The 26094-nt window shown below is 64.9% G+C and carries 23 protein-coding genes; 16 read left to right on the forward strand and 7 right to left on the reverse strand.

Going from position 1 to position 26094, the window contains the following annotated elements:
• The 5 genes from PVA39_RS16990 to PVA39_RS17010 form a co-directional block, all read right to left on the reverse strand.
• Positions 1-912 (reverse strand): fimbrial protein, encoded by a 912-nt coding sequence (locus PVA39_RS16990; RefSeq protein WP_274125073.1) that lies wholly within the window; start codon positions 910-912, stop codon positions 1-3.
• 2 nt (positions 913-914) lie between these two features.
• Positions 915-3521, reverse strand: a complete 2607-nt coding sequence (locus PVA39_RS16995; protein ID WP_274125074.1) for a fimbria/pilus outer membrane usher protein — start codon at positions 3519-3521, stop codon at positions 915-917.
• Positions 3522-3550: 29 nt separating this feature from the next.
• A complete protein-coding gene (locus tag PVA39_RS17000) occupies positions 3551-4246 on the reverse strand; it encodes a fimbrial biogenesis chaperone (RefSeq protein ID WP_274125075.1) in 696 nt (231 codons plus the stop codon).
• A gap of 65 nt (positions 4247-4311) precedes the next feature.
• Complete coding sequence (locus tag PVA39_RS17005) at positions 4312-4884, reverse strand: fimbrial protein (RefSeq protein WP_274125076.1); 573 nt, start codon at positions 4882-4884, stop codon at positions 4312-4314.
• A gap of 407 nt (positions 4885-5291) precedes the next feature.
• The gene (locus PVA39_RS17010; RefSeq protein WP_274125077.1) at positions 5292-6470 is read right to left on the reverse strand and encodes an MFS transporter; all 1179 of its coding nucleotides are present in this window, start codon (positions 6468-6470) and stop codon (positions 5292-5294) included.
• A 265-nt stretch (positions 6471-6735) separates the two neighbouring features.
• Between PVA39_RS17010 and PVA39_RS17015 the strand changes: the two genes are divergently transcribed.
• The 4 genes from PVA39_RS17015 to PVA39_RS17030 are packed head-to-tail and all read left to right on the forward strand — an operon-like array spanning position 6736 to position 11463.
• Positions 6736-7740, forward strand: coding sequence for a helix-turn-helix domain-containing protein (locus tag PVA39_RS17015; RefSeq protein WP_274125079.1), 1005 nt, complete (start codon positions 6736-6738; stop codon positions 7738-7740).
• A gap of 59 nt (positions 7741-7799) precedes the next feature.
• Complete coding sequence (locus tag PVA39_RS17020) at positions 7800-8729, forward strand: SphA family protein (protein ID WP_274125080.1); 930 nt, start codon at positions 7800-7802, stop codon at positions 8727-8729.
• A 10-nt stretch (positions 8730-8739) separates the two neighbouring features.
• Positions 8740-9966: an MFS transporter gene (locus PVA39_RS17025; RefSeq protein ID WP_274125082.1), complete on the forward strand. Its 1227-nt coding sequence runs from the start codon at positions 8740-8742 to the stop codon at positions 9964-9966.
• A gap of 57 nt (positions 9967-10023) precedes the next feature.
• Positions 10024-11463, forward strand: a complete 1440-nt coding sequence (locus PVA39_RS17030; RefSeq protein ID WP_274125083.1) for an amidase — start codon at positions 10024-10026, stop codon at positions 11461-11463.
• Positions 11464-11618: 155 nt separating this feature from the next.
• Here PVA39_RS17030 and PVA39_RS17035 read toward each other — a convergent pair whose 3' ends face one another.
• Positions 11619-12446, reverse strand: a complete 828-nt coding sequence (locus PVA39_RS17035) for an IclR family transcriptional regulator (RefSeq protein ID WP_274125084.1) — start codon at positions 12444-12446, stop codon at positions 11619-11621.
• 256 nt (positions 12447-12702) lie between these two features.
• On the opposite strand from PVA39_RS17035, the gene PVA39_RS17040 reads away from it, so the two are divergent.
• From PVA39_RS17040 to PVA39_RS17095, 12 genes are all read left to right on the forward strand, one after another.
• On the forward strand, positions 12703-13722 hold the full coding sequence (locus PVA39_RS17040; protein WP_274125085.1) for an ABC transporter ATP-binding protein: 1020 nt from the start codon (positions 12703-12705) through the stop codon (positions 13720-13722).
• Entirely contained in the window at positions 13719-14588 is an 870-nt protein-coding gene (locus tag PVA39_RS17045; protein WP_274125086.1) for an ABC transporter permease, read from the forward strand. The genes PVA39_RS17040 and PVA39_RS17045 overlap by 4 nt, the downstream gene beginning before the upstream one ends.
• A gap of 4 nt (positions 14589-14592) precedes the next feature.
• On the forward strand, positions 14593-15387 hold the full coding sequence (locus PVA39_RS17050) for an ABC transporter permease (RefSeq protein ID WP_274125087.1): 795 nt from the start codon (positions 14593-14595) through the stop codon (positions 15385-15387).
• 14 nt (positions 15388-15401) lie between these two features.
• A complete protein-coding gene (locus tag PVA39_RS17055; protein WP_274125180.1) occupies positions 15402-15692 on the forward strand; it encodes a (2Fe-2S)-binding protein in 291 nt (96 codons plus the stop codon).
• Positions 15689-17047, forward strand: a complete 1359-nt coding sequence (locus PVA39_RS17060; RefSeq protein ID WP_274125088.1) for an FAD/NAD(P)-dependent oxidoreductase — start codon at positions 15689-15691, stop codon at positions 17045-17047. The genes PVA39_RS17055 and PVA39_RS17060 overlap by 4 nt, the downstream gene beginning before the upstream one ends.
• On the forward strand, positions 17044-18177 hold the full coding sequence (locus PVA39_RS17065; protein ID WP_274125089.1) for an NAD(P)/FAD-dependent oxidoreductase: 1134 nt from the start codon (positions 17044-17046) through the stop codon (positions 18175-18177). The genes PVA39_RS17060 and PVA39_RS17065 overlap by 4 nt, the downstream gene beginning before the upstream one ends.
• Complete coding sequence (locus tag PVA39_RS17070) at positions 18174-19202, forward strand: ABC transporter substrate-binding protein (protein WP_274125090.1); 1029 nt, start codon at positions 18174-18176, stop codon at positions 19200-19202. The genes PVA39_RS17065 and PVA39_RS17070 overlap by 4 nt, the downstream gene beginning before the upstream one ends.
• Before the next feature lie 308 nt (positions 19203-19510).
• Complete coding sequence (locus tag PVA39_RS17075; protein WP_147176875.1) at positions 19511-20179, forward strand: GntR family transcriptional regulator; 669 nt, start codon at positions 19511-19513, stop codon at positions 20177-20179.
• A gap of 77 nt (positions 20180-20256) precedes the next feature.
• Positions 20257-21063 carry an ABC transporter substrate-binding protein gene (locus tag PVA39_RS17080; protein WP_147176876.1) on the forward strand — a complete coding sequence of 269 codons (807 nt, stop codon included), beginning with the start codon at positions 20257-20259 and terminating at the stop codon, positions 21061-21063.
• A gap of 10 nt (positions 21064-21073) precedes the next feature.
• Positions 21074-21844: an amino acid ABC transporter permease gene (locus PVA39_RS17085; protein WP_093505284.1), complete on the forward strand. Its 771-nt coding sequence runs from the start codon at positions 21074-21076 to the stop codon at positions 21842-21844.
• Between the two features lies 1 nt (position 21845).
• Positions 21846-22643: an amino acid ABC transporter ATP-binding protein gene (locus PVA39_RS17090; RefSeq protein ID WP_147176877.1), complete on the forward strand. Its 798-nt coding sequence runs from the start codon at positions 21846-21848 to the stop codon at positions 22641-22643.
• Positions 22637-24247, forward strand: a complete 1611-nt coding sequence (locus PVA39_RS17095; protein WP_274125092.1) for a gamma-glutamyltransferase family protein — start codon at positions 22637-22639, stop codon at positions 24245-24247. Before PVA39_RS17090 ends, PVA39_RS17095 begins: the two co-directional genes overlap by 7 nt.
• Positions 24248-24585: 338 nt before the next feature.
• Here PVA39_RS17095 and PVA39_RS17100 read toward each other — a convergent pair whose 3' ends face one another.
• The gene (locus PVA39_RS17100) at positions 24586-26094 is read right to left on the reverse strand and encodes an MFS transporter (protein ID WP_274125093.1); all 1509 of its coding nucleotides are present in this window, start codon (positions 26092-26094) and stop codon (positions 24586-24588) included.

Below are 26094 nucleotides of genomic sequence, written 5' to 3' on the forward strand. Positions count from 1 at the left end.
TCAAAGGTAGTTGATGACCAGCGTGTACTGGCTCTGAAATGCACCAGCTGGCGACTGCGAAGATGCCAGTTGGGGCTTGAAGGTCAGGTTCAACGCGTTATTGCCCGCCAAGAGCTGCATGTTACGAGCGGTACTCAACTCCACCGGGCGGGAGGTATCACTCCACAACGCCTGCATGTTCAGACCTGACAGGGTGGTTTGCGAAATACCGTTGCTGGCGTTGACCACACCTTGGCTCGGTACCAGATAAACGCCCGCCAACTTGCTTACCGGGCAATTGACGACAATGCTGGTCGACCGTGACTGCTTGCTCAGGTCAGCCCCACTGATGCTGCCGAAAGACAGCTCGACCGAGCTGGGTGACGACACCCTGCAGCTGGTGGGCGCGACCGTGATCTTGAAACTGACCTGGTGCACCCACTCCGCATAGGCCGGAAAACCGATCGCGGTATACCCAAGACGCAGCGTCATCTGGCGAACACCGGGCGACATGGGCGCCCGACCCACCACATAGTAGGTGTATGAAAACGCGGTACCAGGCGCCATGTAGGCGCAGCTTGGATTCAAACAATTGCCTCCATAGCTGCCCAACGGCAAAACCAGCGGATACATATTCGAAACAGGGTCATAGAGTTGCAGCTGTATGCCACTGCCTGAGGTCAGGTTCAGCTCGTGATTGATCCCGGCGCCGTATGGAAACACCCGAATCGCCTGGCAGTTGCCACGGAACGGGATCTTCACTTCAGCACCTGGCTCGAACGTGTAACCGTTGTAGGGAACACCAGAAACACTGCAACTGATGCTGCCATCAATCAAAGCATGGGCTTGGCCGGCGCACAGCCAACCCAAAACCAGCAGCACAATAGCTGGCAGCTTGCGCAATACGGCGCGTGGAATGGGGTTTGCTTTCATTTTCAGGCATCCTCGGCGTCGGCCGTACCCGGCGTGCGCTCGCATTGAAAGTTCATTTGGGTGATGCCGTCGGCAGCCTGCTCGTCGTCCAGATGCAACTCGCCGTTGCACCACGGCTGACCGCCAACGCTGACCTGCAGGTGCGCCTGCGGTGGTACGCCGGTCAGGAAAGCCCGGCCGTTGTCTGCCACCAAGGTGCTGCCCAGTGAATGGCCGTCGGCGGCGATCAATTCCGCGTTGGCCGCAAACGGCGCCATCCGGCCCTGGCTGTCGCGGATGTGAAACAGGATCCGCCGACCGCTTCGGGTCTCGAAATCCGCTACCACGAAGGCCCCACGATTGGGCGTGACCTCCTGCACCAGCTGCTGGATATCGACGTTCTGGGCAATGGTCTGGGTGTCCAGCGAAACCCGGTTCTTGCGGTACGGCATGGCCGAAGGCACTACGGCGTAGCCATTGCCATCGGTTCGCACGCCACGTTTGTTGGTGAGGCTCACGCCTGCCGCGCCCGGAGCTGCGACGATCACATTGCTCTCTCCCAGGGGCTGCCCCAGGATCAGATGGTTGTCATAGACCAGCACGGAGCCCTCGATGCCGAGGTCGATCTGCCGGCTATCTCCGGCCTGGCTGTAACCACCACGCAAGATCGCCTGAGGCGCGTCGTACTGGGCTGCGAACGCCCCACCGGCCGTGCGCTGCTCTGCGCTGCTGCGCTGGGACACGCTGGCACTGTAGGCCAGCAGGTCATCCTTCAAGGCATTGCCGCTGAGAGTCGCCATATGAGCGGTGCTACCACTGGTACTGCGGTTGGTGCTGGCCGAAAGGCGTCGATTGCCCGGGCCACCCAGTGGCATGCTGACGCTGAGCGTCAGATTGCGGTCCTGGCGCTGGCCCTGGGTCAGGCCGGCGCCCAGCGAATAGGAGATGTCGCCAACACTGAAGTTGTAACCCATCTGCATGCTCAGGTCGGCAGCCTCGCTAGCCCAGTAGGCCGTCTTGGAGAGGTTGAGGTACATCGCCCCCAAGCTGCCGAGTTGCTGGGAGATGTTCGCGTTGAAATTGCTTTTCATATGGCCGCTGCGATAGCGAGCCGCCGGCACCACCCAGTTGTCCGCAGCGCGGTAAGGCTGGGCAGCCTGGGCCTCGGCACGGCTGTTGATCGCCTCGCTGAAGGCGTAATAACCGCTGGTGGAATAGCGATAGCCCACCAAACTGAACGTGGTATTGGTCAGCGCCAGCGACTTGGAGTAGCGAAAGCGCAACGACTGACCACTGGCCGTCGACAGGTTCGCGCCCAGATCAGAAGTACGGGCGTGGGTCAGATCGACGGACACCGCACCGAAACCGGCAAAGTCATGGGCGATACCAAGCAGTCCAGCGCCATAGCCCTCACTGAGCAAACTGCCACCGAACAACGTGGTGCCATTCGCCAGGCCGCGGCGCAGGGTAGCCTGCACGAACGTCGGGGCACTCTGGTCGGCGCTGTTCGCCTGGCGGTATTGGCCAGCGTACAGGGAGTAGGTGTGCTGTCCTTCACGCAGCATGTACGGCACCGACGAGAAAGATTGGGTGTAGACCTGGAGCTGACCATCAGCCGCCTCCACAGTGACTTCGATATCACCGTTGCTGGCCGTTGGGTACAGATCAGTCAGGGCAAAAGGCCCCGAAGGTACCCACTGCTCGTGAATGACATAACCACGCTGACGAATGATCACCCGCGAGCGCCCATTGGCGATGCCACGGATCACTGGTGCGAAGCCTCGAGCATTGTCGGGCAGCATCTCCAGGTCAGAGCTTATTCCCAGGCCGCGATAAGGGATGGCATCGAAGAGATCGCCTTCGGTCGTGGCATCGCCAACGGTCGCAATCGCCATCATGTTGCCCATATCGCGCTGGGCATAGGTTTCCAGCGACTCCCAACGTCCCGGTGTGCCGCTGCCCTGGCGCCAGGTGGAAAAGTTTCGCAAACGCCAGTCGCCGGCATTCACGCCGCTGCGCAGACTGGCGAACTGATCCTGACGCCTTCCCGTTTCAGCCTGGACGGAGCTTCCGGACACTGAGTAATTGGTGAAGGCCACACGCTCGCCGCTGCTCCACTGGCGGCGCCGAACCTCGAAGGGAATATCGCCGAGGTAGGCCTGGGGCACCTCGATCGACAGGGTCTGCTGATTGAAGTCGTAGTCGTAGCTCACGCCGGCCAGGCCCTGATCGAATGCCAGACATCTCGGGTCGCTATCGGTGCGCTTGGCCAGCACCTGCTCGGCGACTCCCTGGCTGCGGAAGAAGTCGGCATCCAGGCAGGGAAACAGGCCTGTATCCGACTGGCTGGAGCGCTCTGTGACACGCACGAAGCGGATATCGCGCCGCTCGATAAAACGCTGGTTCATCGCAATATCCACACGATAAATACCCGGCAGTTGTCCCTCGCTCATCACGCCGATCTGCTGCTGGAGCTCAGCCGAACCTTGCCCGCCACCGATCTCCAGAAACGTCGGATCGAACTGAAAGCCCGCCTGCGCTGGCACCAGATGAAGGGCCAGTGCGGCTGCCAGCGGGCAGCCGACGGCCTTCACGGCGCGGCGGCGCATGAATGGGAGCGAAGCAGACATGGAAGTTCCTGGATGGCGGGTAAGGCGTATCAGTGCAGACGAACGATGGGGGCGGTGATATGGGTGCCGTAGTCGTCGATGTAACCGAGCGCGATCTCATCACCGGTTTTGGCCTTGACGGAGAACTCGCGGTGCTCACCAGGACGCAGCGCATCCACAGCGCCGTCGATGGCCTGGCCGTTGACTTTCAGTTCGCTGATCACCAGGTGGAAAGCCGAGGGATTGTCGACCGACAGCGTGCCTGCCTTCGCAGCCCAGTTCAGCCGGGTCACGCTTTCCTTGAGCGAGCCCTGCAGGCCTGCCGGCCGGTAGAACAGCTTGATGGTGGTCTTGAGCGCGATCTGCAGGACATTCTTGTCACGCTGATCGTCGCTCATGGCCGGAATCGCCTTGATATTCATCAGGTACAGGCTTTCGCGGTCCTGAGGCACATCGGCTCCGCCGGTGAACACCACGCGCAGGATGTTTTCCTTGTTGGCGTCGAGCCTGAATAACGGTGGCGTAACGATAAAGCTGTCGACGCTGGCTTCGCTGCCGTTGTAGCGACTCACCCAGGACTGCACCAGGAACGGCGAATCATCACCGCGATTGCTCACGGCGAGGTTGGCCTCTTTCGAGGCACCGTCGTAGACCAGGCGTGTGGCGCCGACCATCACGGCCGCATCGGCGCTGAACGATATCCACAGAGAGAGCAGCGGCAGAGACAGCAAGAATTTCAAACCCATGATCGATAACCTTTGGAATCCGTGGGGCGCGGTTAAACGCGCCCTACGGCGAGCAGAAAGAGGTATTAGCGGTAGGTCACGTCGAAGGTCGCCAGTGCGTTGACCTGACCGGTCCCGATGCCTGGAGTGGTGACGGCGGTGTCACCCGAACCGACCACCGTATCGGCGGCGGTACGCACGTAGGAGGCGGTGAAGTCAAAGGTGTTGCTCTGCTTGCGCAGGGCGTATTCGACCGGGGCATTGAGCGCCACCTTGCTACCGTTGCGCGCATCGTCGATCTGAATGGCAATACCCTTGACCTGGTTTTCACCGGTCAAGCCCAGAAGGGTCGGATCGCTGCTATCCGGCTGGCCACTGAAGGTGATGGATGCATTCTGCTTGGCATCGATGCTGCAGTTTTCCAGGCTCAGGGAGAAGTTCTTAGGCTTGGCCTTGGAGCCGACTGCCGTACCAAAATCAGCGATACGCACAGGGTCCAGCGTGACCGACTTGGTGATGTCGGAGGTGGCGATAGTGCAGGCGTTGTCGGTAACCGAGCCGGTGAAGACGATCTGACCGCTGTCGGCGAAAGAAGCGGTACTGGCCAGCAGGCAGGTCGCGCCACAGGCGAGGGTGAGTTTGCTCAGAGTGTTCAGCATTGCAATGCCCTTTTACGGTTGGATGGTTGACTGCCGACCTCATCGGTAAGCCAGACCATGGTGCATTGCCGTCGCTGAACGGCGTATCAGACGGATCTTAATTGTCGATTGCCCGCGCTCAGGCCTGGGCACCTGCGTGTTGCCGGGCGAGACTTTGACGCAACAGATAGCTGGAGGATCTAGGGCTGCAAGGCTTCCGAGCGAAGATCAGGCGGCGCAGCACTGCGGCGCGTCAACCACAGGCGGCTTACCAATCTGACTCTTGGCTAAGCATCGCCGAGTGCCGATACTTTTGTGGGACCTAGGGGCAGAACGCCGATTAGCAGAGGAAGCTCTGACAGCTCGGCCGCTGCAAGATGCAGCGATCGAGCTGAGAGCAGCGCACAGCCTTATCGATAAGAAATCGCTCAGGCGCAGTTGGCAGCCATCCGGCGGCTGGCCAGCGGACGAATCACGCTGAGCAGACCCACCAGGGCGATGGCGGCGCCGACCCACAGCGGCGCACGCAGGCCATAGCCGGCTTCGATGGCCGCGCCGCCGGCCCAGCTGCCGAACGCCAGCCCGGCGGTGATCACCGAGGTGTGCAGGGTGTTGACCAGGGCGCCAGGTTCGGCGGCCTTCATCACCCGCGCGACCATCGCCGGGTTGAGCGCCACGCCGGTCAGGCCGATGGCGATAAAGCAGGTGAGGTTCAGCCACAGGTTGTCGCCGGCCAGGGCAAAGATGCTCATCACCAGCACCATCATGGCCAGGCCCAGGCCCACTACGCCGATGGTGTGGCTGTCGGCGACGCGGCCGACCAGCATGTTGCCGATCAGGTTGGCCACGCCGTAGAGCGCCAGCATCGGTGCGACCTGGCCGGGCGCCAGGCCGACTTCCTGGATAAGGATCGGCGTGCAGTAGCTGAAGGCGGCGAAGGTCGCGCCGATGATCAGCCCACTGGTCAGGTAGGCGCCCCACAACGGGCGGGTGCGCAGGGATTTGATCTGCTCGCCGAGCCGAGCTTCGCCGCCGGCCTCGCCCTTGGGCAGGCGCATGGCGGCCAGCAGGGTACAGGTCAACGCCAGGCCCACCACCGCCCAGGAGCTGGCACGCCAGCCGTAGTGATGCTCGATCCAGGCGGTCATCGGCACGCCGGCCACCGGCGAGAGCATCAGCCCGGCGAGCACCACCGACACCGCACGGCCGCGTTCCTGGTTCGACACCATCGCCGCGCACAGGGTCATGCACAGGCCGATGCAGGCCGCGCTGGACACGCCCATGATGACGCGCGCTAAGGCCAGCAACGGGTAGCTGGTGGCCGCCGCAGCCAGCGCGCCGGCCAGCACGTACACCGCCAGCAAGCCGACCAGCGCCGGCTTGCTGCCGATGCCACGCGACAGCAGCAGCATGGTCACCGGCGGGCCGCCCAGGGCCATGCCCAGGGCGTAGAAGGCGATCAGGTTACCGACCTCACCCAGGCTCACCGAGAAGGCGTCGGCCAGGGCCGGCATCATGCCGGCGACCATGAATTCGGCAGTGACCAGCGAGAAGATCGTCGCACCCAGCAGGTAAATGGTGAACGGCAGTTTGGCACGAGCGGACATGGGCGACCTTGAGTCTGGAAAAACGGGTCGCCACCCTATGCACTTGGGCCTCAGGGGTCAAATAATCGCGATGCATAACACTCATGCCCAGCGGCAATGGGTCAAGTTAGACGCCTGCTCGCCATCTTGCGCAGTCATCCGGCGCCCCACCCGGGGTTATCCCATTTCGGCACAAGTTAATCTTATTAATCATTAAGCGGTTTTACGGAATGGAAATTGCCTTATTGTGGAGACACCGCATCGAACCGCAGTAGAGGTTTCGAAAATGCACAGTCGCATCGTTACCACGCCCGATTCACCGCCATCCGCCCGGCCCTCGGCGATCAGCTACCGGCGCTCCCACGATGTCGAGGAACACGCCCAGCTGTCCGGCTGGCAGCTGCGCTATGACCAGCTCAGCGCCGGGCGTTTCAGCGGCGAAGTGCTCGAGGTGCAGCTCGACGGCATGCAGCTGATCCGCGATCGCGCCAACCAGGCAATGCTCAAACAGGCGGCCACCTGGCCCGGCGCGATTGTTTTCGCCATGCCGATGCGCTGCGCCGACCCCCACGTGCATTGCGGTGGCCATTCGATTCACGCACCAAGCCTGCTGATCGGCCGTGGCGCCCAGCTGCCGGAACTGCGTGTGCATGGCGATCTGGATGCAGTGTGCATCGCCATCGACGAGCAATCGTTGCAGCGCACCCTGCACCAGCAGCAGCGCGAACTCGACCTGACGCGTCTGTCGCGCTGTTACCAACTGCTCGGCCAGGCCGACCAGCAGCAATTGATCAGCCTGTTCGGCAGCGTGCTCGACCAGCAGGCGCCCGGCGCCGCGCTACTCGACCACGGCACCATACGCGGCGCCATCCGCGATGCGGTGATCATGCATCTGCTGGAGCTGATCGACAGCGAAGACGACCACTCGCTGTCGCCCAGCGCGCGCCGGCGCATGGTCGACCGCGCCCGGGATTACGCCCTGGCTCATCCGGAGCGGCCGATCAACATTCTCGAGCTGTGCAACCAAATCGGCGCCAGCCGCCGCAAGCTGCAGTACTGCTTTCAGGAAGCGCTGGGCATCAACCCGATCGCCTACCTGCGTACCATCCGCCTGAACGCCGTGCACCGCCAGTTGCGCCACGCCAGCGAGGCCGATTCGGTACAGAGCATCGCCGCCAACTGGGGCTTCTGGCACCTGAGCCGCTTCGCCAGCGACTACCGCCAGCTGTTCGGCTGCAAGCCGTCGGAGACCTTGCGTCAGGCTCGCCAATACTGTGCTGAAAACGGATAACGGCAGGCGCTGAAGCCGCCCTAGGCTGACCTCCCACACAATAATAAAAGGGGTCAGCCATGACGGTTCGCCGTGCGTCACTCGTTCATCTCTCCGCCCTTCTCGGCGCCACCCTGCTGCTCGGCAGCCAGGCCCAGGCCACGGAAAACGGGGCACCCACCACGCCCGCCGGGCTCAACGACTTCGGTGCCGGCATGACGCCGCCGCCCACGCCGTTCGGCACCCTGGGCGTGCGCGCCGCCTACTACTCCACCAACCAGTTGAAGGATGGCGACGGCAGGAAGGTCAATAACGCCTTCTCGCTGGACGTGCTGTCGCTTGGCGTGGCCTACATCCGCATGACCGACCAGCAGCTGTTCGGCGCCCGCTACGGCTTCGCAATCGTCCAGCCGTTCTTCCAAATGGACGCCCGCCTCAAGGTCGATACCCCCTTCGGCCCCCTGCGCTTCGAGAAGGAAGTGTTCCGCCAAGCCGACACCCAGATCACCCCGTTGATCCTGCAGTGGGACGTTTCGCGCAACCTGTTCGTCAATACCAGCCTGCAGATTCAGGCGCCAACCGGCGATTACGACAAGGACCGGCTGATCTCCCCCGGCCTCAATCACTGGACCGTCTCGCCGGTGCTCAACGCCACCTGGATCAGCGACGGCGGCTTCGAGGTGTCGTCCAGCCAGCAGCTGGACATCAACAGCCGCAACCACGCCACCGACTACCGCAGCGGCACCGAGTACCGCCACGAGCTCGCCGTGGGCCAGCACGTCGGCCCCTGGACCGTCGGCCTGGGCGGTTACTACTACCAGCAGATCAGCGATGACGACGCGCCCAACCTGCAGACCGGCAACCGCGCCCGGGTCATTGCCGTCGGCCCGGCCGTGAGCTTCTTCAAACCCGGTCTGCCGCCAGTATGGCTGCATGCCTACAAGGAGTTCGGTGCCGAGAACCGCAGCGAAGGCTACAACGTCGCGCTGCGCGTCGCGTACAGCTTTTGAGGTGGCCGCCATGACGATCAAATCTTCCGTGTCATCCCAGGGCAGCGCACGCCAAGCCGTGACCCGCCGTGAAGGGCTGGTGCTGGTACTGGGCAGCAGCCTGACCATCATGGGCTCGGTGATGGTCGCGCCCATCCTGCCCAAGCTCGGCGCCGAATTCGGCCCACTGGAGCCGCGCGCCGATGTGCTAGTGCCGTTGGCCATCACCGGGCCGGCCCTGGCCATCGCGCTGTTCGCCCCGCTGGCCGGCTGGATCGCCGACCGCGTGGGTCGCAAGGCGCTGCTGGTCATCGCCACGCTGATGTACGCGCTGCTCGGCGTGCTGCCGGCACTGCTCGATGACCTCAGCCATATCGTCGGGGCGCGACTGCTGTTCGGCTGCGCCGAGGCGGCGATCATGACCTGCTGCGCCGCGTTGATCGCCGACTACTGGCAGGGCGAGGACCGCATGCGTCTGGTCAACCTGCAGGTGGTCGCCATCGGCCTGGTCGGCTCGCTGTGCTTCGTGATCGGCGGCGCGCTGGGCGAGCAGTCCTGGCGGCTGCCGTTCTACCTGTATCTGCTGCCGCTGCTGCTGATTCCCGCGATGCTGCGGGTGCTCTGGGAACCGCCGGTGCAGGTGGCGAGCAGCCTCGAGGCGGACGACACACCGGTGTCCATCCCGCGTCTGGTGGTCGGCTACCTGCTGATTCTCGGCGGCATGGTGCTGGCCGTGGTGGTGCCGGTGCAGTCGCCGCTGCTGCTGGCGGGCATGGGCATCACCTCCAGCACAATGATCGGCGCCTGCGCCGGCCTGGGCCTGCTGTCCAGCCTCGGCGGTTCGATAGCCTGGCCGCTGCTGCGCCGCGCCCTCGGCATTCCCGGTTGCAATGCCTTGCTGCTGGGGCTGATGGCCACCGGTCTGTGGCTGCTGATCCACGCTGGCAGCTATCAGGACATGCTGATCGCGGTGGTCGTCCATGGCCTTGGCGTCGGCCTCCTGGTGCCCAACGCCATGGCGCCGGTAATGAACGCCCTGAGCGCCACCACCCGCGGCCGCGGCCTGGGCGGCTTTACCGCCTGCCTGTACATCGGCCAGTTCGCCAGCCCGCTGGCGGTCGCCACGCTGACGGCACTGGGTTACGACCTGCGCGGCGCCATCGGCTGGCTGGCCACCGCGAGCCTGGCCTGCGCGGCCATCTGGCTGGTCGCCGCACTGGTCGGCCCACGTGCCGCGCCCGTCGTCTCCCATCCCTGAATTTCCCTTTGCCCCGCTGGCGTGCCAGCGGGCGTTACTCACTAGCCGAGGTTTGCCATGAGCGACATTCACACCCTGATGGATCACTACGACGCCACCGGCCTGGCCGGCCTGGTCGACAAGGGCGAGGTCAACCCCAGCGAGCTGCTCGAAGCGGGCATCGCGCGCCTGGAACAGGTCGAGCCGCAGCTCAACGCAGTGGCCGAAAAGCTCTACGACAGCGCCCGCCAGGCCAAGCTCGGCAACGGCCCGTTTCGCGGCGTGCCAACGTTGATCAAGGATCTGTTCGCACCGCTGGACGGCGCGCGCATGAGCAACGGCTCGCTGGCACTCGGCGAAGCACGCATGGGGCTGGACGACACCCTGGTCAGCCGCCTGCGCGAGGCTGGCTGCCAGTTCATCGGCACCACCACGGCACCGGAATTCGGTACCTCCTACACCACCGAGTCGACCCGCTTCGGCGCCACCCGCAACCCCTGGGACACCGCGCGCAGCGTTGGCGGCTCCAGCGGCGGCGCGGCGGCACTGGTCGCTGCCCGGGTGGTGCCCTTCGCCCATGGCAATGACGGCGGCGGCTCGTTGCGCGTGCCGGCCTCCTGCTGCGGCGTGTTCGGCCTCAAACCCAGCCGCGGGCGCATGCCCAGCGGCCCGCTGACCGGCGAAGGCTGGGCGGGCATGAGTACCGCCCACGCCATCACTCTGTCGGTGCGCGACAGCGCTGCGCTGCTGGACATCACCGCCGGCGCCGACCTCGGTGCGCCCTACGCTGCGCCGTGGCAGCACGAGCCCTTCGTGGACAGCCTGCGCCGCCCCCCGCGCCCGCTACGCATCGCCCTGGTCGAGCACCTGACGCCCTGGACCACCGGTCCGGAAGCGCTGGCCGCGGTACGCCACACCGCCCAGCTGTGTGAATCCCTCGGCCACCATGTGCAGCACGCCAGCCTGCCGGTCGATGCCCTGGCCTTTCTCGATCAGGTGTTCGACATCATCGGCGCCAGCACCAGCAGCTACGTCACCCTGGTCGGCGAGATGCGCGGCGCGCCGGTCAGCCTCGAAGAGCTGGAGCCGCGCACGCGCATCATCCTGCGCGAGAAGGGCAACGCCAGCGGTGCTCGCTACGCCGATGCGGTCGCCAGCATTCACATGCTGGGCCGGCGCCTGGCCGCCTTTCTCACCGAATACGACCTGATCCTCACCCCGACGCTGACCCGCGAACCGCCGCTGATCGGCACCCTGGACCCGTTCGATGAGAGCCTGAGCCTGGCCACCCTGATCGACCGCTTCCACAGCTATTCGCCGTTCACCGCGCTGTTCAACGCCAGCGGCCAACCGGCCATGTCGGTGCCGCTGTACTGGACCGCCGGCGGCCTGCCCCTGGGCTCGCACTTCGCCGCCCGCTTCGGTGAAGAAGGCACCCTGCTCGCCCTCGCGGCGCAGCTGGAACAGGCCCAACCCTGGGCCGGCCGCGTGCCCCCCGTAAGTGCCCAGCGCCGCTGACGGTTATTGCGGGTAGCGCCCTTCTGGCGATACCCGCAGGCTTTCTGCACTCAACGAAGCGGCCTCGGCCGAGTGGGACGGCTTTAGCCGGAAGATTCTCGCGGCTAAAGCCGCCCCCACGGGCTCAAAAGCGGCTTGGACGAACAGCCCTGGCCTTAACCGAACACATGGGAAGGCCGGCGTAGCACCGGGTCGAAGGGGTTGATACGCCCGCCGACGGCCTTGGCCTCGCGCTTGAGCAACTCCACCACCGTGGGCATGCGCTGTGGGCCGAGGCGGTCACTGATGGTCGCCACACTCAGGGCCGCCACGGCGTGACCGTTGCGATCGAGGATCGGCACCGCCAGGCCGGCCATGCCATCCAGCACACCGGTATTGCGCCCGGCGTACCCCAGGCTGCGTACGTTGTCGATTTCGGCGCGCAGGGTGACTTCGTCATAGTGATGGAAGTCCTTGAGCCGCGGCAGGTTGTAGCGAATCACCTCGTCGCGTTCTTCGTCCGGCAGGAAGGCCAGAATCGCCAGCCCGCCCTGCCCCACACCCAGGGCTACGCGCCCGCCAATATCGCCGGTGAAGGTGCGGATCGGATAAGGCCCTTCGCTGCGGTCCAGGCACACCGCGTCGAACCCCGAACGCGCGAGCAGAAACAGCGAGTCGCCCAACGACGCCGACAAGCGCAATAGGCTGGGCCGCACCACATCACGCAGGTTGCCAGCCTGCCCGGCCTTGGCAGCCAGGGCGAAGAAATCCAGGCTCAGGCGATAACGCTTGCTGCTCGCACACTGCTCGACCATGCCCTCGTCCACCAGGCTGCGCAGCAGGCGGTGCGTAGTGGGTTGCGCGAGGCCCACACGCTGCGCCAGCTGGCTGACCTTTTCCCCTTCGCCGCTGCAGTCGCCCAATGCACGCAACACCGCGAACAGCCGCGAGACCGCACCGACACCCGTTTCCTTGGTCGAGCTATTTCGATCAATGGAATCCAATTTTCTTATTCCTCAATTAAATTTCATTCAATGGAATATTTTTAAAATAACAACCATTCAGTGAAATTACTCTTTGTCGCCATCCTAGGCTTTGTCCTACTCTCGGGTCCATAGGGCGATACCACAACATCGGCCGCCGCCACAGAAGCGAGCGCCAACGTCCGATCAGCATGCTGCATTGCTCTTCGCCGCTGGCGCTCTGCCCAAATGAATTCCGCCGGTTCATGCCGGTTACGTTCGCGTTGGAGCACAGCCTATGACCTTTCTTCTGATTGACCAGCTCTGCAAGCGCTACGGCGACCTCGAAGCGGTAGCCAGTTCCAGCCTGGCCATCGACAAAGGCGAGTTCGTTTCCCTGCTCGGCCCGTCGGGCTGTGGCAAGACCACCACCTTGCAGATGATCGCCGGCTTCGTCGAAGTCACCAGCGGTCGCATCGTCCTCGACGGCCGCGACATCACCCACGCCAAGCCCGCCAGCCGCGGCCTGGGTGTGGTGTTCCAGAGCTACGCCCTGTTCCCGCACATGACCGTGCGCGACAACGTCGCCTTCGGCCTGCAGATGCGCAAGGTCGCCAAGGCCGAGATCGCCCGCCGCGTCGACCACACCCTGGCCCTGGTGCGCCTGGACAAACACGCCGAGCGCTACCCTCGCGAACTATCGGGCGGGCAGCGCCAGCGCGTAGCCCTCGCCCGCGCCCTGGTGATCGAGCCGCCGATGCTGCTGCTCGACGAACCGCTGTCCAACCTCGACGCGCACCTGCGTGAAGAAATGCAGTTCGAGATCTGCCGCATCCAGAACGAAGTCGGCATCACCACCCTGATGGTCACCCACGACCAGGCCGAAGCGCTGTCGATCAGCGACAGGGTGGTGGTGATGGAAGCCGGGCGTATCACCCAGATCGACAACCCCTACCAGCTCTACGAACACCCCAGCACGCCATTCATCTCCGACTTCGTCGGCAAGGCCAACCGCCTGCGTGGCGTGCAGGGCGCCAATGGCCTGCCACAGGTGGCCGCCCAGGGACCGCTGACCCTGAGCCTGCGCCCGGAGAAGATCAGCCTGGGTACAGCTGGCAGTGGCAAGCTCGACGGACGCATCAACTGCCGCTACTTCCTCGGCAGCCAATGGCTGTACCGCGTCGACACCGCGCTGGGCAATCTGGCGGTGGTCAGCGTCAACGACGGCAGCGCAGCGCTGGAAGAAGGCAGCGCAGTGAGCCTGAGCTGGAGCGACGAGTTGCTCCGTGTGCTCGACGCTGGCGAGGTAGCGGCATGAACGACAGCAAGCCACGCAACAGCGCCTGGGGCTATGGGCTGAGCGGTCCGGCACTGCTCCTGTTCCTGGCGCTGCTGGTGTTCCCGCTGGGCCTGACCCTGGTGCTGTCGTTCAATGAATTCGACTACACCACCGGCATCCAGGCCGGCCAGTACACCTTGGCGCACTACCTGAGCCTGGTCACCGACAGTTACTACTACGAGATTTTTCTGCGCACCTTCTGGATCAGCGCCCTGGTAACCCTGCTCTGCGTGCTGGTCGGCGTGCCCGAAGCGCTGGTGCTCAGCCGTATGGGCGCACCCTGGCGCTCGATTTTCCTGATTCTGGTGCTCACTCCGCTGCTGATCTCGGTGGTGGTACGTGCTTTCGGCTGGAGCCTGCTGCTGGGCGCCGACGGGCTGGTCAACCAGGCCATCACCGCACTCGGCGGCCAGCCGGTGAAACTGCTGTATACGCCCTTCGCGGTGATCATCGGCCTGGTCCACGTGATGCTGCCGTTCATGATCATCCCGGTGTGGACATCGCTGCAGAAACTCGACCCGGCCGCCGAACAGGCCGCCCTGTCGCTGGGCGCCAGCCAGTGGACGGTGTTTCGCCGCATCGTGCTGCCGCAGATCATGCCCGGCGTGCTGTCCGGCACGCTGATCGTCTTCGGCCTGGCGGCCAGCTCCTTCGCAATCCCCGGCCTGCTCGGCGGACGCCGCCTGAAGATGGTCGCCACGATGATCTACGACCAGTACCTGGCCGAACTCAACTGGCCGATGGGCGCGACCATCGCCATCGTTCTGCTGCTGATCAACCTGCTGGTGATGCTGAGCTGGAACCGCTTGGTGGAACGCCGCTACAAACGTGCCCTGGGAGCCTGACACCATGACCCGCAACGGCCCGCTGGCCCTGTCCTTCCATGCCCTGGTGATGCTGTTCATGCTGGCCCCCCTGGTGGTGGTGTGCCTGGTGGCCTTCACCCCGGAAAGCACCCTGAGCCTGCCCACCTCCGGTTTTTCGCTGCGCTGGTTCAGCGCGGTGTTCGAACGCGCCGATTTCCTTGATGCCTTCTACAACAGCCTGCAACTGGCCGCGCTGGCAGCCTCGCTGGCCACGCTGATCGCCGTGCCCGCCGGCCTGGCGCTGACCCGCTACAGCTTTCCCGGCCAGGGCTTCATCAACGGCCTGCTGCTGTCGCCGATCATCATTCCGCACCTGGTACTGGGCGTGGCCATGCTGCGCCTGTTCGCACTGCTGGGGGTCAACGGCAACTTCACCTGGCTGGTGTTCGCCCACGTGGTCGTCATCACCCCCTACGTGCTGCGCCTGGTGCTGGCCGCCGCCATCGGTATCGACCGCAGCGCCGAACAGGCCGCGCAGAGCCTGGGCGCCGGGCGCGTCACGCTGTTCTGCCGGGTCACCCTGCCGATGATCCTGCCCGGTGTCGCTGGGGGCTGGCTGCTGGCGTTCATCAATAGCTTCGACGAGGTCACCCTGTCGATCTTCATCACCTCACCGGCCACCCAGACCCTGCCGGTGCGCATGTATGTGTACGCCACCGAGTCCATCGACCCGATGATGGCCGCCGTCTCGGCGCTGGTCATCGCCATCACCGCGCTGACCATGGTGCTGCTCGACCGCGTCTATGGCCTGGACCGCGTGCTGGTGGGCAAACAATGAAAGCGAGTGCCGTGATGCCGCTGTTCAAACGGGTCGCCGAAACCGACCGCGCCCCCCTGCCCTTCACCCTCGACGGCCAGCCCGTCCAGGGCATGCCGGGCGATACGCTGCTGACCGCCATTCTCACCTGCAGCGAGCACCTGCGCGGCAGCGACTTCAGCGGCGAACCGCGTGCAGGCTTCTGCCTGATGGGCGCCTGCCAGGATTGCTGGGTGCGCCTGGCCGACGGGCGCCGGGTGCGCGCCTGCTCGACCTTTCTCGAAGCCGGTGCCAGCGTGACCCGCGACCCGGGGCGCCGGCCATGAGCGAGATCGTCATCATCGGTGCCGGCCCCGCCGGCATCCGCGCCGCCCAGACCCTTGCCGCGCATGGGGTGAAGCCGGTGCTGCTCGACGAAGCCGGTCGCGGTGGCGGGCAGATCTACCGCCAGCAACCGGCCAATTTCACCCGTAGCGCCAAGACCCTCTATGGCTTCGAAGCTGGCAAGGCCCAGGCGCTGCACAGCACCTTGGCCGACCTCCAGGGGCAGATCGACTACCGCCCCGAGACCCTGGTATGGAACGCCGAACACCAGCTGCTCGACACCCTGCACCAGGGCCAACGCGCCGCGCGCCTGAGCTACTCGCGGGTGATAGTCGCCAGCGGTGCGACCGACCGCGTATTACCGGTGCCCGGCTGGACGCTGCCAGGCGTCTATACCCTCGGCGCCGCGCAGATCGCCCTGAAATTCCAAGGCTGCGCCATCGGTGAAAAGGTCGTGCTGGCCGGCAGCGGGCCGCTGCTGTACCTGGTCGCCTACCAGTACGCCAAGGCCGGCGCCCAGATCAGCGCGGTGCTCGACACCTCGCCGTTCAGCGCCCAGGTGCGCGCCCTGCCCGGCCTGCTGCGCCAGCCCGCGACCTTCGCCAAGGGCCTTTACTACCGCGCCTGGCTGACCCTCAAGGGCATACCCGTGCACCAGGGCGTGAAGCTGCTCGACATCCAGGGCCAGCAGCGCGCAAGCGGCATTCGCTGGTTGCAGGGCGGCCGCGAGCGGCAACTACCCTGCGACGCCGTGGCCCTGGCCCATGCCTTGCGCAGTGAAACCCAGCTGGCCGATCTGCTCGGCTGCCAGTTCGCCTGGAGTCCGCTCAACCGCGCCTGGCTGCCGATGCGCGACCCGCTGGGGCGCAGCAGTGTGCCCGAGGTATACCTGGCCGGCGACGGGGCCGGCATCCTCGGTGCCGATGGCGCGGAGATGACCGGCGAGCTGGCGGCCCTGGCGCTGCTGCAGGATCTGGGCAAGCAGGTCGATGGGGCACGCCGCGACCAACTGCTCAAGCGCCTGGCCAATCTGCAGCGTTTCCGCCACGGGCTGGAGCAGGCCTTTCCGTTTCCCGAATACTGGGCTGCCGAAGCCGCCGACGAGCTGGTGGTGTGTCGCTGCGAACAGGTCACCGCTGGCGAAGTGCGCGACGCGGTGCGCGCCGGCCATTGGGAGATCAACCGGGTCAAGGCCATGTGCCGGGTCGGCATGGGCCGCTGCCAGGGTCGCGTGTGTGGCGCGGCGGCCGCCGAACTCATCGCCTGCGAAAGTGGCCGGCCGATCGAGCAGATCGGTCGCTTGCGTGGCCAGGCACCCGTGAAGCCCCTGCCGTTCGGCCTGGAGGTCAGCTCATGAAGCTGGACTTCGACGTCATCGTAGTCGGCGGCGGCATCGTCGGCAGCAGTGCGGCGCTGTGCCTGGCCCGAGGCGGTCAGCGCGTGGCCCTGCTGGAGCGCGACTTCTGCGGCTCGCACTCCAGTGGCGTGAACTACGGTGGCGTGCGCCGCCAGGGTCGGCCGCTGTCGCAATTGCCGCTATCGATGCGCGCCCATGCCATCTGGGGCCAGTTGCGCGAGTGGATCGGTATCGATGGCGAGTACACCCGTTCCGGCCATTTGAAACTGGCCCGCAGCGCAGCGGACTTCGCTTCACTGCAGGACTACGCAAAGCGCACCGTCGACTTCGACCTGCGATTGCAACTGCTCGACCGTGCCGCCCTGCGCGAACGCTTTCCCTGGGTGGGCGATATCGCCGTCGGCGCTTCGTACTGCCCAGAAGACGGCCATGCCAACCCGCGCCTGGTGTCGCCGGCCTTCGCCCAGGCCGCACGCCGACATGGCGCCGAGGTCATCGAGCAATGCGCGGTGCAGCAAGTCGAGCATGACGGCCAGCATTTCATCTTGCACACCGGCAACGGCCAACTGTACCGCGCGCCCTGGCTGCTCAATTGCGCCGGGGCCTGGTCGGCGAGCCTGGCCGAACGTTTCGGCGAAGCGGTGCCATTGAGCGCGGCGCACCCGGCGATGCTGGTTACCGAACCGCTGCCGCTGTTCATGACCGCCAGCACCGGCGTCGAAGGCGGCGGTATCTACGCTCGCCAGGTCGCGCGCGGCAATTGCATTCTCGGCGGAGGTCGCGGCTTCGCCCTGACCTCGACCACCGCCCGCCCCGGCCAGGCCGCGGTGCTGGAGATTCTGCGCAACGCCACCGAACTCTACCCGGCCCTCACCGGTGCCCAGGCGATTCGTACCTGGAGCGGCACCGAGGGCTACCTGCCCGATGACGAACCGGTGATCGGACCCAGCCTGACCCAGCCGGGCCTGCTGCATGGCTTCGGTTTCGCCGGCGCCGGCTTCCAGATCGGACCCGCGGCCGGCGAGGCCCTGGCGCAATGCATCCTCGACGGTTCGCCGGCACACAGCCTGGCGGCCTTTAGCATCAGTCGTTTTCAGCAACCCCCACACCAGAAGGAAAACCTGTCATGACGCACAAGCAACGTCTGCTCGCTCTTTTCTGCTGCCTGCCGGCCATGGCCATGGCCGAACCCACGCTGTACCTGGGCATGAACGGCGGCACCATGGAAAAGCTGTTCACTGACAACATCCTGCCGGCCTTCGAAAAGGCCAATGGTGTGAAGGTGGTGATCGTCCCTGGTACCTCGGCGGACATTCTCGCCAAGGTTCAGGCCACGCCGAACAAGCCGCCGATCCACGTCATGGTGCTGGATGACGGCATCATGTACCGCGCCATCGGCATGGGGCTGTGCAGCAAACTGACCCCCAACCCGACCCTGGATCAGCTGCCGGAAAAGGCACGCATCAAGGAACAGGCCGCTGCCGTGAGCCTCGGCGTCACGGGCCTGGCCTACAACAGCCGGCTATTCAAGGAGAACGGCTGGGCGGCGCCGACCTCGTGGAACGACCTCGCCGACCCGCGCTTCAAGGACAAGGTGGTGTTCCAGTCGATGGTCTCGTCGACCTTCGGTCTGCACGGTTTCCTGATGTTCAACCGCCTCAAGGGCGGCACCGACACCGACGTCGAACCCGGCTTCAGCGCCTGGCCGAAAACCGTTGGCCCCAACGTGCTGGAATACATCCCCAACTCGGCGAAGATTTCGGAAATGGTGCAGACCGACGAGGCCGCGCTGTTCCCGCTCACCCCCACCCAGGTGACCGCGCTGAAGCTCAAGGGCATTCCGGTGGAATACGCCGCGCCCAAAGAAGGCGCGGTAGTCCTCAACCAGGCCGAGTGCGTGACTGCCAACAACGACCAGCCCGAGCTGGCGCAGAAACTCGCGCAGTTCCTGATCAGCCCGGAGGCCCAGGCACCGGCGCTGGAGCTGGGCGACCAGATTCCGTCCAACCCCACTACGCCGACCACCGACAAGACCCGTGGTCAGGTCGAAGCCATGCAGGAATACCTGAAGACCGCCGTGACCATCGACTGGGACCAGGTCAACCAGAAGCGTCCTGAGTGGAACGCGCGCTGGAACCGCCAGATCGAGCGGTAACCCTAGCTGCGGGTATCGCCTCCAAATCGGTACCCGCATGCCTCCTCCAATCCCTTCTGCACAAGCGCAGCGTCTTATCCCCCCTGACTTCGCCTATCTCTGCCACCAAAACGCCCAACAAGTGAGCAATCGGCACCCGGCGTGCTTCATTTGGTGACACGCCTATCACCGCGCTTTCTACGAAAAATCCGCGTTCTTCGCCTAACTCTCTGTTATCCCTCGCGAATTATTCAGCTCTCCAAACCTGGCCCGCGTTTTGCCTTATTGGATAAACGGATAATTGGATACATTTATTCAGGATTGCCGCCATGCTGACTGTTCCGCTCTATGCCCAGCGACCGCCTGTCACTGCCGAAGAGGAGGCGTACAACTTCCTGCTCGGGGCGATCTGCGCGGGGCGTTACCGCAAGGGTGACCGGCTGGTGGCCGAGGACATCGCTGCAGAGATCGGCACCAGCCGAATGCCGGTGCGCGAGGCCTTCCGCCGCCTCGACGCCCAGGGCCTTGTCACCCTGCGCCCCAACCGCGGTGCGGTGGTCAGCGGTTTGGATATCGAGGAAATGAGCGAAGTCTTCGAGATGCGCAGCGCCCTTGAAGGCCTGGCGATCCGCGTGGCGGTCAGCAAGGTAACCGAGCGCCACCTGACCCTGCTCGAACGCCTGCTCGACGACATGGACGACTGCCGCGACGACGCCGCCCAATGGGTGGCGCGCCACCGCATCTTTCACGAATACCTGTGCAGCATCGCCGAGCGCCCGCGGCTGATGAAGCAGATCATCGCGCTCTACTCGCTGACCGAGGCACCGATGCGCCTGTGGATCGAACACGGCGAGAAGCCGCTCAGCGACCGCGAAGAACACGACAAGCTGCTCGACGCCCTGCGTACCCGCGATGCCGACCTGGCCGAACGGGTGATCCGCGAGCACATCGAGGGCACCTTGCCGGCCCTGACCCAGTTCCTGCAAACCGAACAATAACAACGGACGGTCGCCAACGACTGCCTCTCATCCCACTTCACTGCTGCCCTTTCGATCACAGCAAACGGAGTACCACCATGCGCCTAACATGCTCTCTCGCCGCCGCAATTTCCCTCAGCCTGGCCGCCTCGCTAGCCTCTGCTGCACCGGTCATTCCAGATCGCCTCAAGGACGTTAATAAGCTGACGTATTGTTCGGGCATGGATTCCCCACCGCTGGCTTCCTTCGACGCGGCGCAGAAGCCAACCGGGATGATCATCGAGCTGGGCGAGGAGATCGCCAAGCGCCTGGGCAACAAGGAAGTGTCTTGGCGCGTCACGCCCTTCTCCGGAATCATCCCAGCGCTGCTGGCCGGCCAGTGCGACCTGATCGTCGACCAGCTTTTCGATAAGCCCGAGCGCCGCCAGGTGATCGACATCGTCAACTACATGTACTCCAGCCAGTCGGTAGTGGTGCCCAAGGGCAACCCCAAGGGCGTCAAGGCGATGGGCGACCTGTCCGGCAAGAAGGTCGCGGTGCTCAACGGCTCGACCATCAAGACCTTGCTCGAAGCCGAGAACGACAAACTGACCAAGGATGGTAAAGCGCCGATGAAACTGGCGGTTTACAACAGTGACACCGACGCCTTCCAGGCGCTGCGCATCAACCAGGTCGATGCCTACGGCACCACCGTGGAAACCTCGGGCTACTACGCGGCGATGGCGCCGGACATGTTCGAGGAAGCCGTGCCGGCGTTCGGCCGCATCCTCACCGGCATTGGTGTGCGCAAGGACGACCAGCAGATGTCTGCCGCCGTGCAGCAGATCATCGATGACATGCGCGCCGACGGCAGCTACATGGCGCTGCTGACCAAATGGCACATCCCTGGCGACACGCTGGATTGAGGGCGGCACGATGAATTTCAACTGGGACATCTTCTGGCAATACCTGCTGCAACCCAGTGATGTGTACCTGCGTGCCTTGTGGATGACCTGCGTCATCGCCGTACTGGCGATGGCGCTGGGCTGCGTGATCGGGTTGCTGACGGCGCTGATGCGCCTGTCGAGCAACCCGCTCATCCAGGCACCGGCACGCTTCTACGTGTGGCTGATGCGCGGCACGCCGCTGCTGGTGCAGATCGTTTTCCTGTACACGGCGCTGGCGGCGGGCGGCATCTTCCGCTTCGAGGACCTGGACCTGGGCTGGGTGGTGATACCGGGCAACCTGCAGGCGGCGATCATCGCCCTGGGCCTCAACGAGGGCGCCTACATGGCGGAGATCATGCGTGCCGGTATCGGCGCCGTGGACAAGGGCCAGTACGAGGCCGGCCGCTCTCTGGGCATGACCTTCGGCAAGCTGATGCGCCGCATTGTGCTGCCCCAGGCGTTCCGGATCATCGTTCCGCCGCTGGGTAACGAGTTCAACCTGATGCTCAAGAACACCACCCTGGTCAGCGTGATCGGCGTGCAGGAGCTTCTGCTCAGCACGCAGATGATCACCTCGGCGACCTTCCGGGTGTTCGAGCTGTACCTGGTGGTGGCCATTTACTTCCTGGCGCTGACCACCCTGTGGGGCTTCTTCCAGACCTGGCTGGAGCGCCGCTTCGGGCAATCAGACCGGCGCCCGGCCACGGCCTCCAAGCGCATGTTCGGCAGCTACACGGCAAAACTCTTGAGGGGACGTTGAGATGCAGAGCAGTAATCAGGATCTGGTCATCGAAGCGCTGGATATCCACAAGGCCTACGGCGACCTGGAGATCCTCAAGGGCGTGTCGCTGCAGGTCAAACGCGGCGAAGTGGTGGTGCTGATCGGTGCCTCGGGTTCAGGCAAGACCACCTTCATCCGCTGCATCAACCTGCTGGAAGAAATTCAGAGCGGGCGTATCCGCGTCAACGGCCAACCCATGGGCTATCGCGAACGCCCGGGCGGCAAGCTGGTGCGCGACAGCGAGCGCAATATCGCCCGCCAGCGCCGCGACATCGGCATGGTGTTCCAGCGCTTCAACCTGTTCCCGCACATGACCGCGTTGGAAAACATCATCGAGGCGCCGACCCAGGTGCTCGGTGTCAGCAAGGCCCAGGCCCTGGAGCACGCCCGCCAATTGCTCAAGCAGGTAGGCCTGGCCGACAAGGCCGACCACTACCCGTCGATGCTTTCCGGCGGCCAGCAGCAGCGCGTGGCCATCGCCCGCGCCCTGGCGATGAAGCCGCAAGCCATGCTGTTCGACGAGCCGACCAGCGCCCTGGACCCGGAAACCGTCGGTGAAGTGCTGCAGGTGATGAAGCAGCTCGCCGAACAGGGCATGACCATGGTGGTGGTCACCCACGAAATGGGCTTCGCCCGGGAAGTGGCCGACCGCGTCGTGGTGCTCGACCAGGGCGAACTGATCGAACAAGGCCCGCCCGAACAAATTTTCAGCGCACCCAGCCATCCGCGTACGCGGGCGTTCCTGAGTCGCGTACTGCCGGAGGTAACCGCATGCTGAGTTTTTCCGCCCACCGCTATCCCTATGCTTCGCAGCGCCAGAGCGTATTCGCCCGGCGCGGCATGGTGGCGGCTTCGCAACCCCTGGCCGCCGAGGCCGGTATTGACATCATGCGCCGCGGTGGCAATGCCATCGACGCCGCCATTGCCACGGCTGCCGCACTGACGGTGGTCGAACCCACCGGCTGCGGCATCGGCGGTGACGCCTTCGCGCTGGTCTGGGTCAAGGGCCAGCTGCACGGCCTGGACGCCAGCGGCCACGCGCCAGCGGCTCTGAACATCGAGGCGGTCAAGGCCGCCGGCCACAAGGAGATGCCGTTGTACGGCTGGACGCCAGTCACCGTGCCGGGCTGCCCATCGGCCTGGGCCGAACTGTCACGCCGCTTCGGTCGCCTGCCGTTCGCCGACCTGCTGGCACCTGCAATCAGCCTGGCTGCCGATGGCTTCCCGCTGTCGCCAGTGGTCGCCCACCAGTGGCAGGTGACGCTGGACGAATACACCGCGCGCCGGGAGCCGGCCATGCAGGCCTGGTTCGACACCTTTCTGATCGATGGCCGCGCGCCAAAGGCCGGCGAGCTGTTCCGTAACCCGGCCCAGGCGCGCACCCTGCAGGCGCTGGCTGACAGCCAGTGCGAGAGCTTCTACCGCGGCGAGCTCGCCGAGACCATCGACCAGGCCTCGCGCGCCGCCGGCGGCTACCTGCGCAAGGAAGATCTGCAAGGCTACAAGCCGCGTTGGGTCGACCCGATCAGCGTCAACTACCGCGGCTATGACGTGTGGGAAATCCCGCCGAGCGGCCAGGGCCTGGTCGCCCTGATGACCCTGCAGATTCTTCAGGGCTTCGAGTTCGACCATCGTGACAGTCTGCAAACCTGGCACCGCCAGATCGAGGCGCTGAAGCTGGCCTACGCCGACGGCCTGCATCACATTACCGACCCCGAGCACATGCGCGTCGCCGTAGCTGACCTGCTCAGCCCGGGCTACACCGAGCGCCGCCGCAAACTGATCGGCGAGCGCGCGATCAAGCCGGAAGCCGGCGACCCGCACGCCAGCGGTACCGTTTACCTGGCCGCCGCCGATGGCGAAGGCAACATGATCTCGTTTATCCAGAGCAACTACCACGGCTTCGGCTCCGGCGTAGTGGTGCCGGACACCGGCATCTCCCTGCAGAACCGCGGCCAGGAATTCAGCCTGGACGCCAATCACGCCAACGCCCTGGTTGCCGGCAAGAAAACCTTCCACACCATCATCCCCGGCTTCCTGACCAAGGACGGCGAAGCGGTCGCGCCGTTCGGCGTGATGGGCGGCTACATGCAGCCCCAGGGCCATGTGCAGATGGTCATGAACCTGGTCGACTTCGGCCTAAACCCGCAAGCCGCACTCGATGCACCGCGCTGGCAGTGGCAGGGCGACAAGAAGGTCGGCATCGAACAGGCGGCCCCGCGTGACGTGGCTGTGGCCCTGGCGCGCATGGGCCACCAGGTCAACGTGGAATGCGACTCCACCGACTACGGCCGCGGGCAGATCATCGTGCGTGATCCGCAAACCGGCGTGCTGTGCGGCGGCACCGAGCCACGCGCGGACTCCCATATCGCCGTGTGGTGACGCCGTTTTCTGAAATACCCGGGCCGCCGCAATGGCGGCCCGTTTTTTAGAGTCTGTTCACGAGCTGCCGGCTCGAATTTAGGGCTTTGACGGCGAAGTAGTGGTAGACCGTAGGATGGGTGAAACCCATCGCAATTGATGGGTTTCACCCATCCTACGGTCTGCAAAGTGGCGGAAGCGGCCATCGGCGCAGCACCTGTGGGAGCGGGCCATGCCCGCGATTTTTCGCGCGCATGGCGCGCTCCCACAGTGGATCGGCGAACGGTTGCTATTACCCCGTAGCAGCCCCTCAGGTCTGACTGAAACAACTCGGAGCGCAGGTCCTGTTCATACAGTGCCTAGTGAGCGCTTTGCCCGCGCTGCCCCTTGAACAACCTGAACACCACGACGGCCAGCACGCCAACCACCACGGCCGCGGTGCACAGCAAGATCGAATGGGTACTGGAGAACGCCGCCTTGGCCGCCGCGATCACCGCACTGCCCTGCTCGGCCGGCAACTCGGCGGCCACCAGGTAGCTGTCGCCAATCGAACGCGCAGCCCGCTGTGCCAATGCTGCCGCCAGCTCTGCGGGCAAAGCGATGGTGTGGCCGTAAACGCTGGACATGAATACGCCAAAGAAAGTAATTCCCAGCCCGGTGCCCAACTCGTAGGCGGTCGCCTCCAAAGCGCCCGCCGCACCACCCTTGCTGGCCTCCACCGCGCCCGTGATGGCGATGGATGAAGCGGTCAGGCCGATGCTCAGCGCCAGCCCCAGCACGGCGAGCACCACCGGCACGCTGACGCCCGGCTCATGCAGATCGGCGAACGCCACGAAACCCAGCGCGCCTGCGGAAACCAGCAGCGACAGGCTGGCTACGCCACGCAGGCCGAAGCGGTTGGACAGGTAGCCGGCCAGCGGCCCGCCGACCGCCGCCGCTGCCATGATCGGAATCATGAAGATGCCGGCCTCAAGCGGCGACTTGTCGAGCACGTACTGCAGCTCCATCGCCAGGGTCAGCTCCACACCGGCCAGGGCACCGATCGCGACCACCGCCATGATCAGCCCGGCCAGCAGCACCGGGCGGGCGAACAGCGACAGATCGAGCATCGGCTCGGCCGAGCGCAACTGCTGGCGGGTAAACAGGGTCAGCAACGCCAGGCCGACGAGCAGCACCAGCAGGGCCACCGGCAGCGGCTGGGTACCGCCGACGCCAGCCTTGAGGGCGTAGACCACGCTGATGATGCCGGCGATCAGGATCAGCGCCTGGCCGATGGCCCATTTTCCCGGCGTGGTCTCCTCGACGCGGGGCAGCAGTGCGAAGGCCACCGGAATCACCACCGCCATCACCGGCACGTTGATCAGGAACACCGAGCCCCACCAGAAATGCTCGAGCAGCGCACCACCGATCAGCGGGCCGACCGCCGCCCCCGCTGCGCCGACAGTGCCCCACAGGCCGAGCGCCATGGCCCGTTCGCGCTCATCCTCGAAGGTACGGCGGATGATGCCCAGCACGCAGGGCATGATCATCGATCCGCCGAGGGCCAGCAGTATTCGTGCGGCGATCAGCAGAGTCGGTGTGGGCGCGAAGGCTGCCAGCGTCGACGCCACGCCGAACACGCCGAGCCCGGCGAGCAGAATGCGCCGGTTGCCCACCCGATCGGCCAGGGTGCCCATGGGCACCAGCAAACCGGCCATCAGCAGCGGGTATATGTCGATGATCCACAGGATCTCCGTGCTGGTGGCGCCGAGCGCCTGGGTCAGCGACGGCACGGCGATATGCAGGATGGTCATGTCGATGACGATGGGCATGAAGGCCAGCATCACGGCGACGAGAATCAACCAGCGTTTGGGTACGGCACGCAACAT

The organism is Pseudomonas sp. CNPSo 3701 (assembly GCF_028674975.1).
Classification (GTDB): domain Bacteria; phylum Pseudomonadota; class Gammaproteobacteria; order Pseudomonadales; family Pseudomonadaceae; genus Aquipseudomonas; species Aquipseudomonas straminea.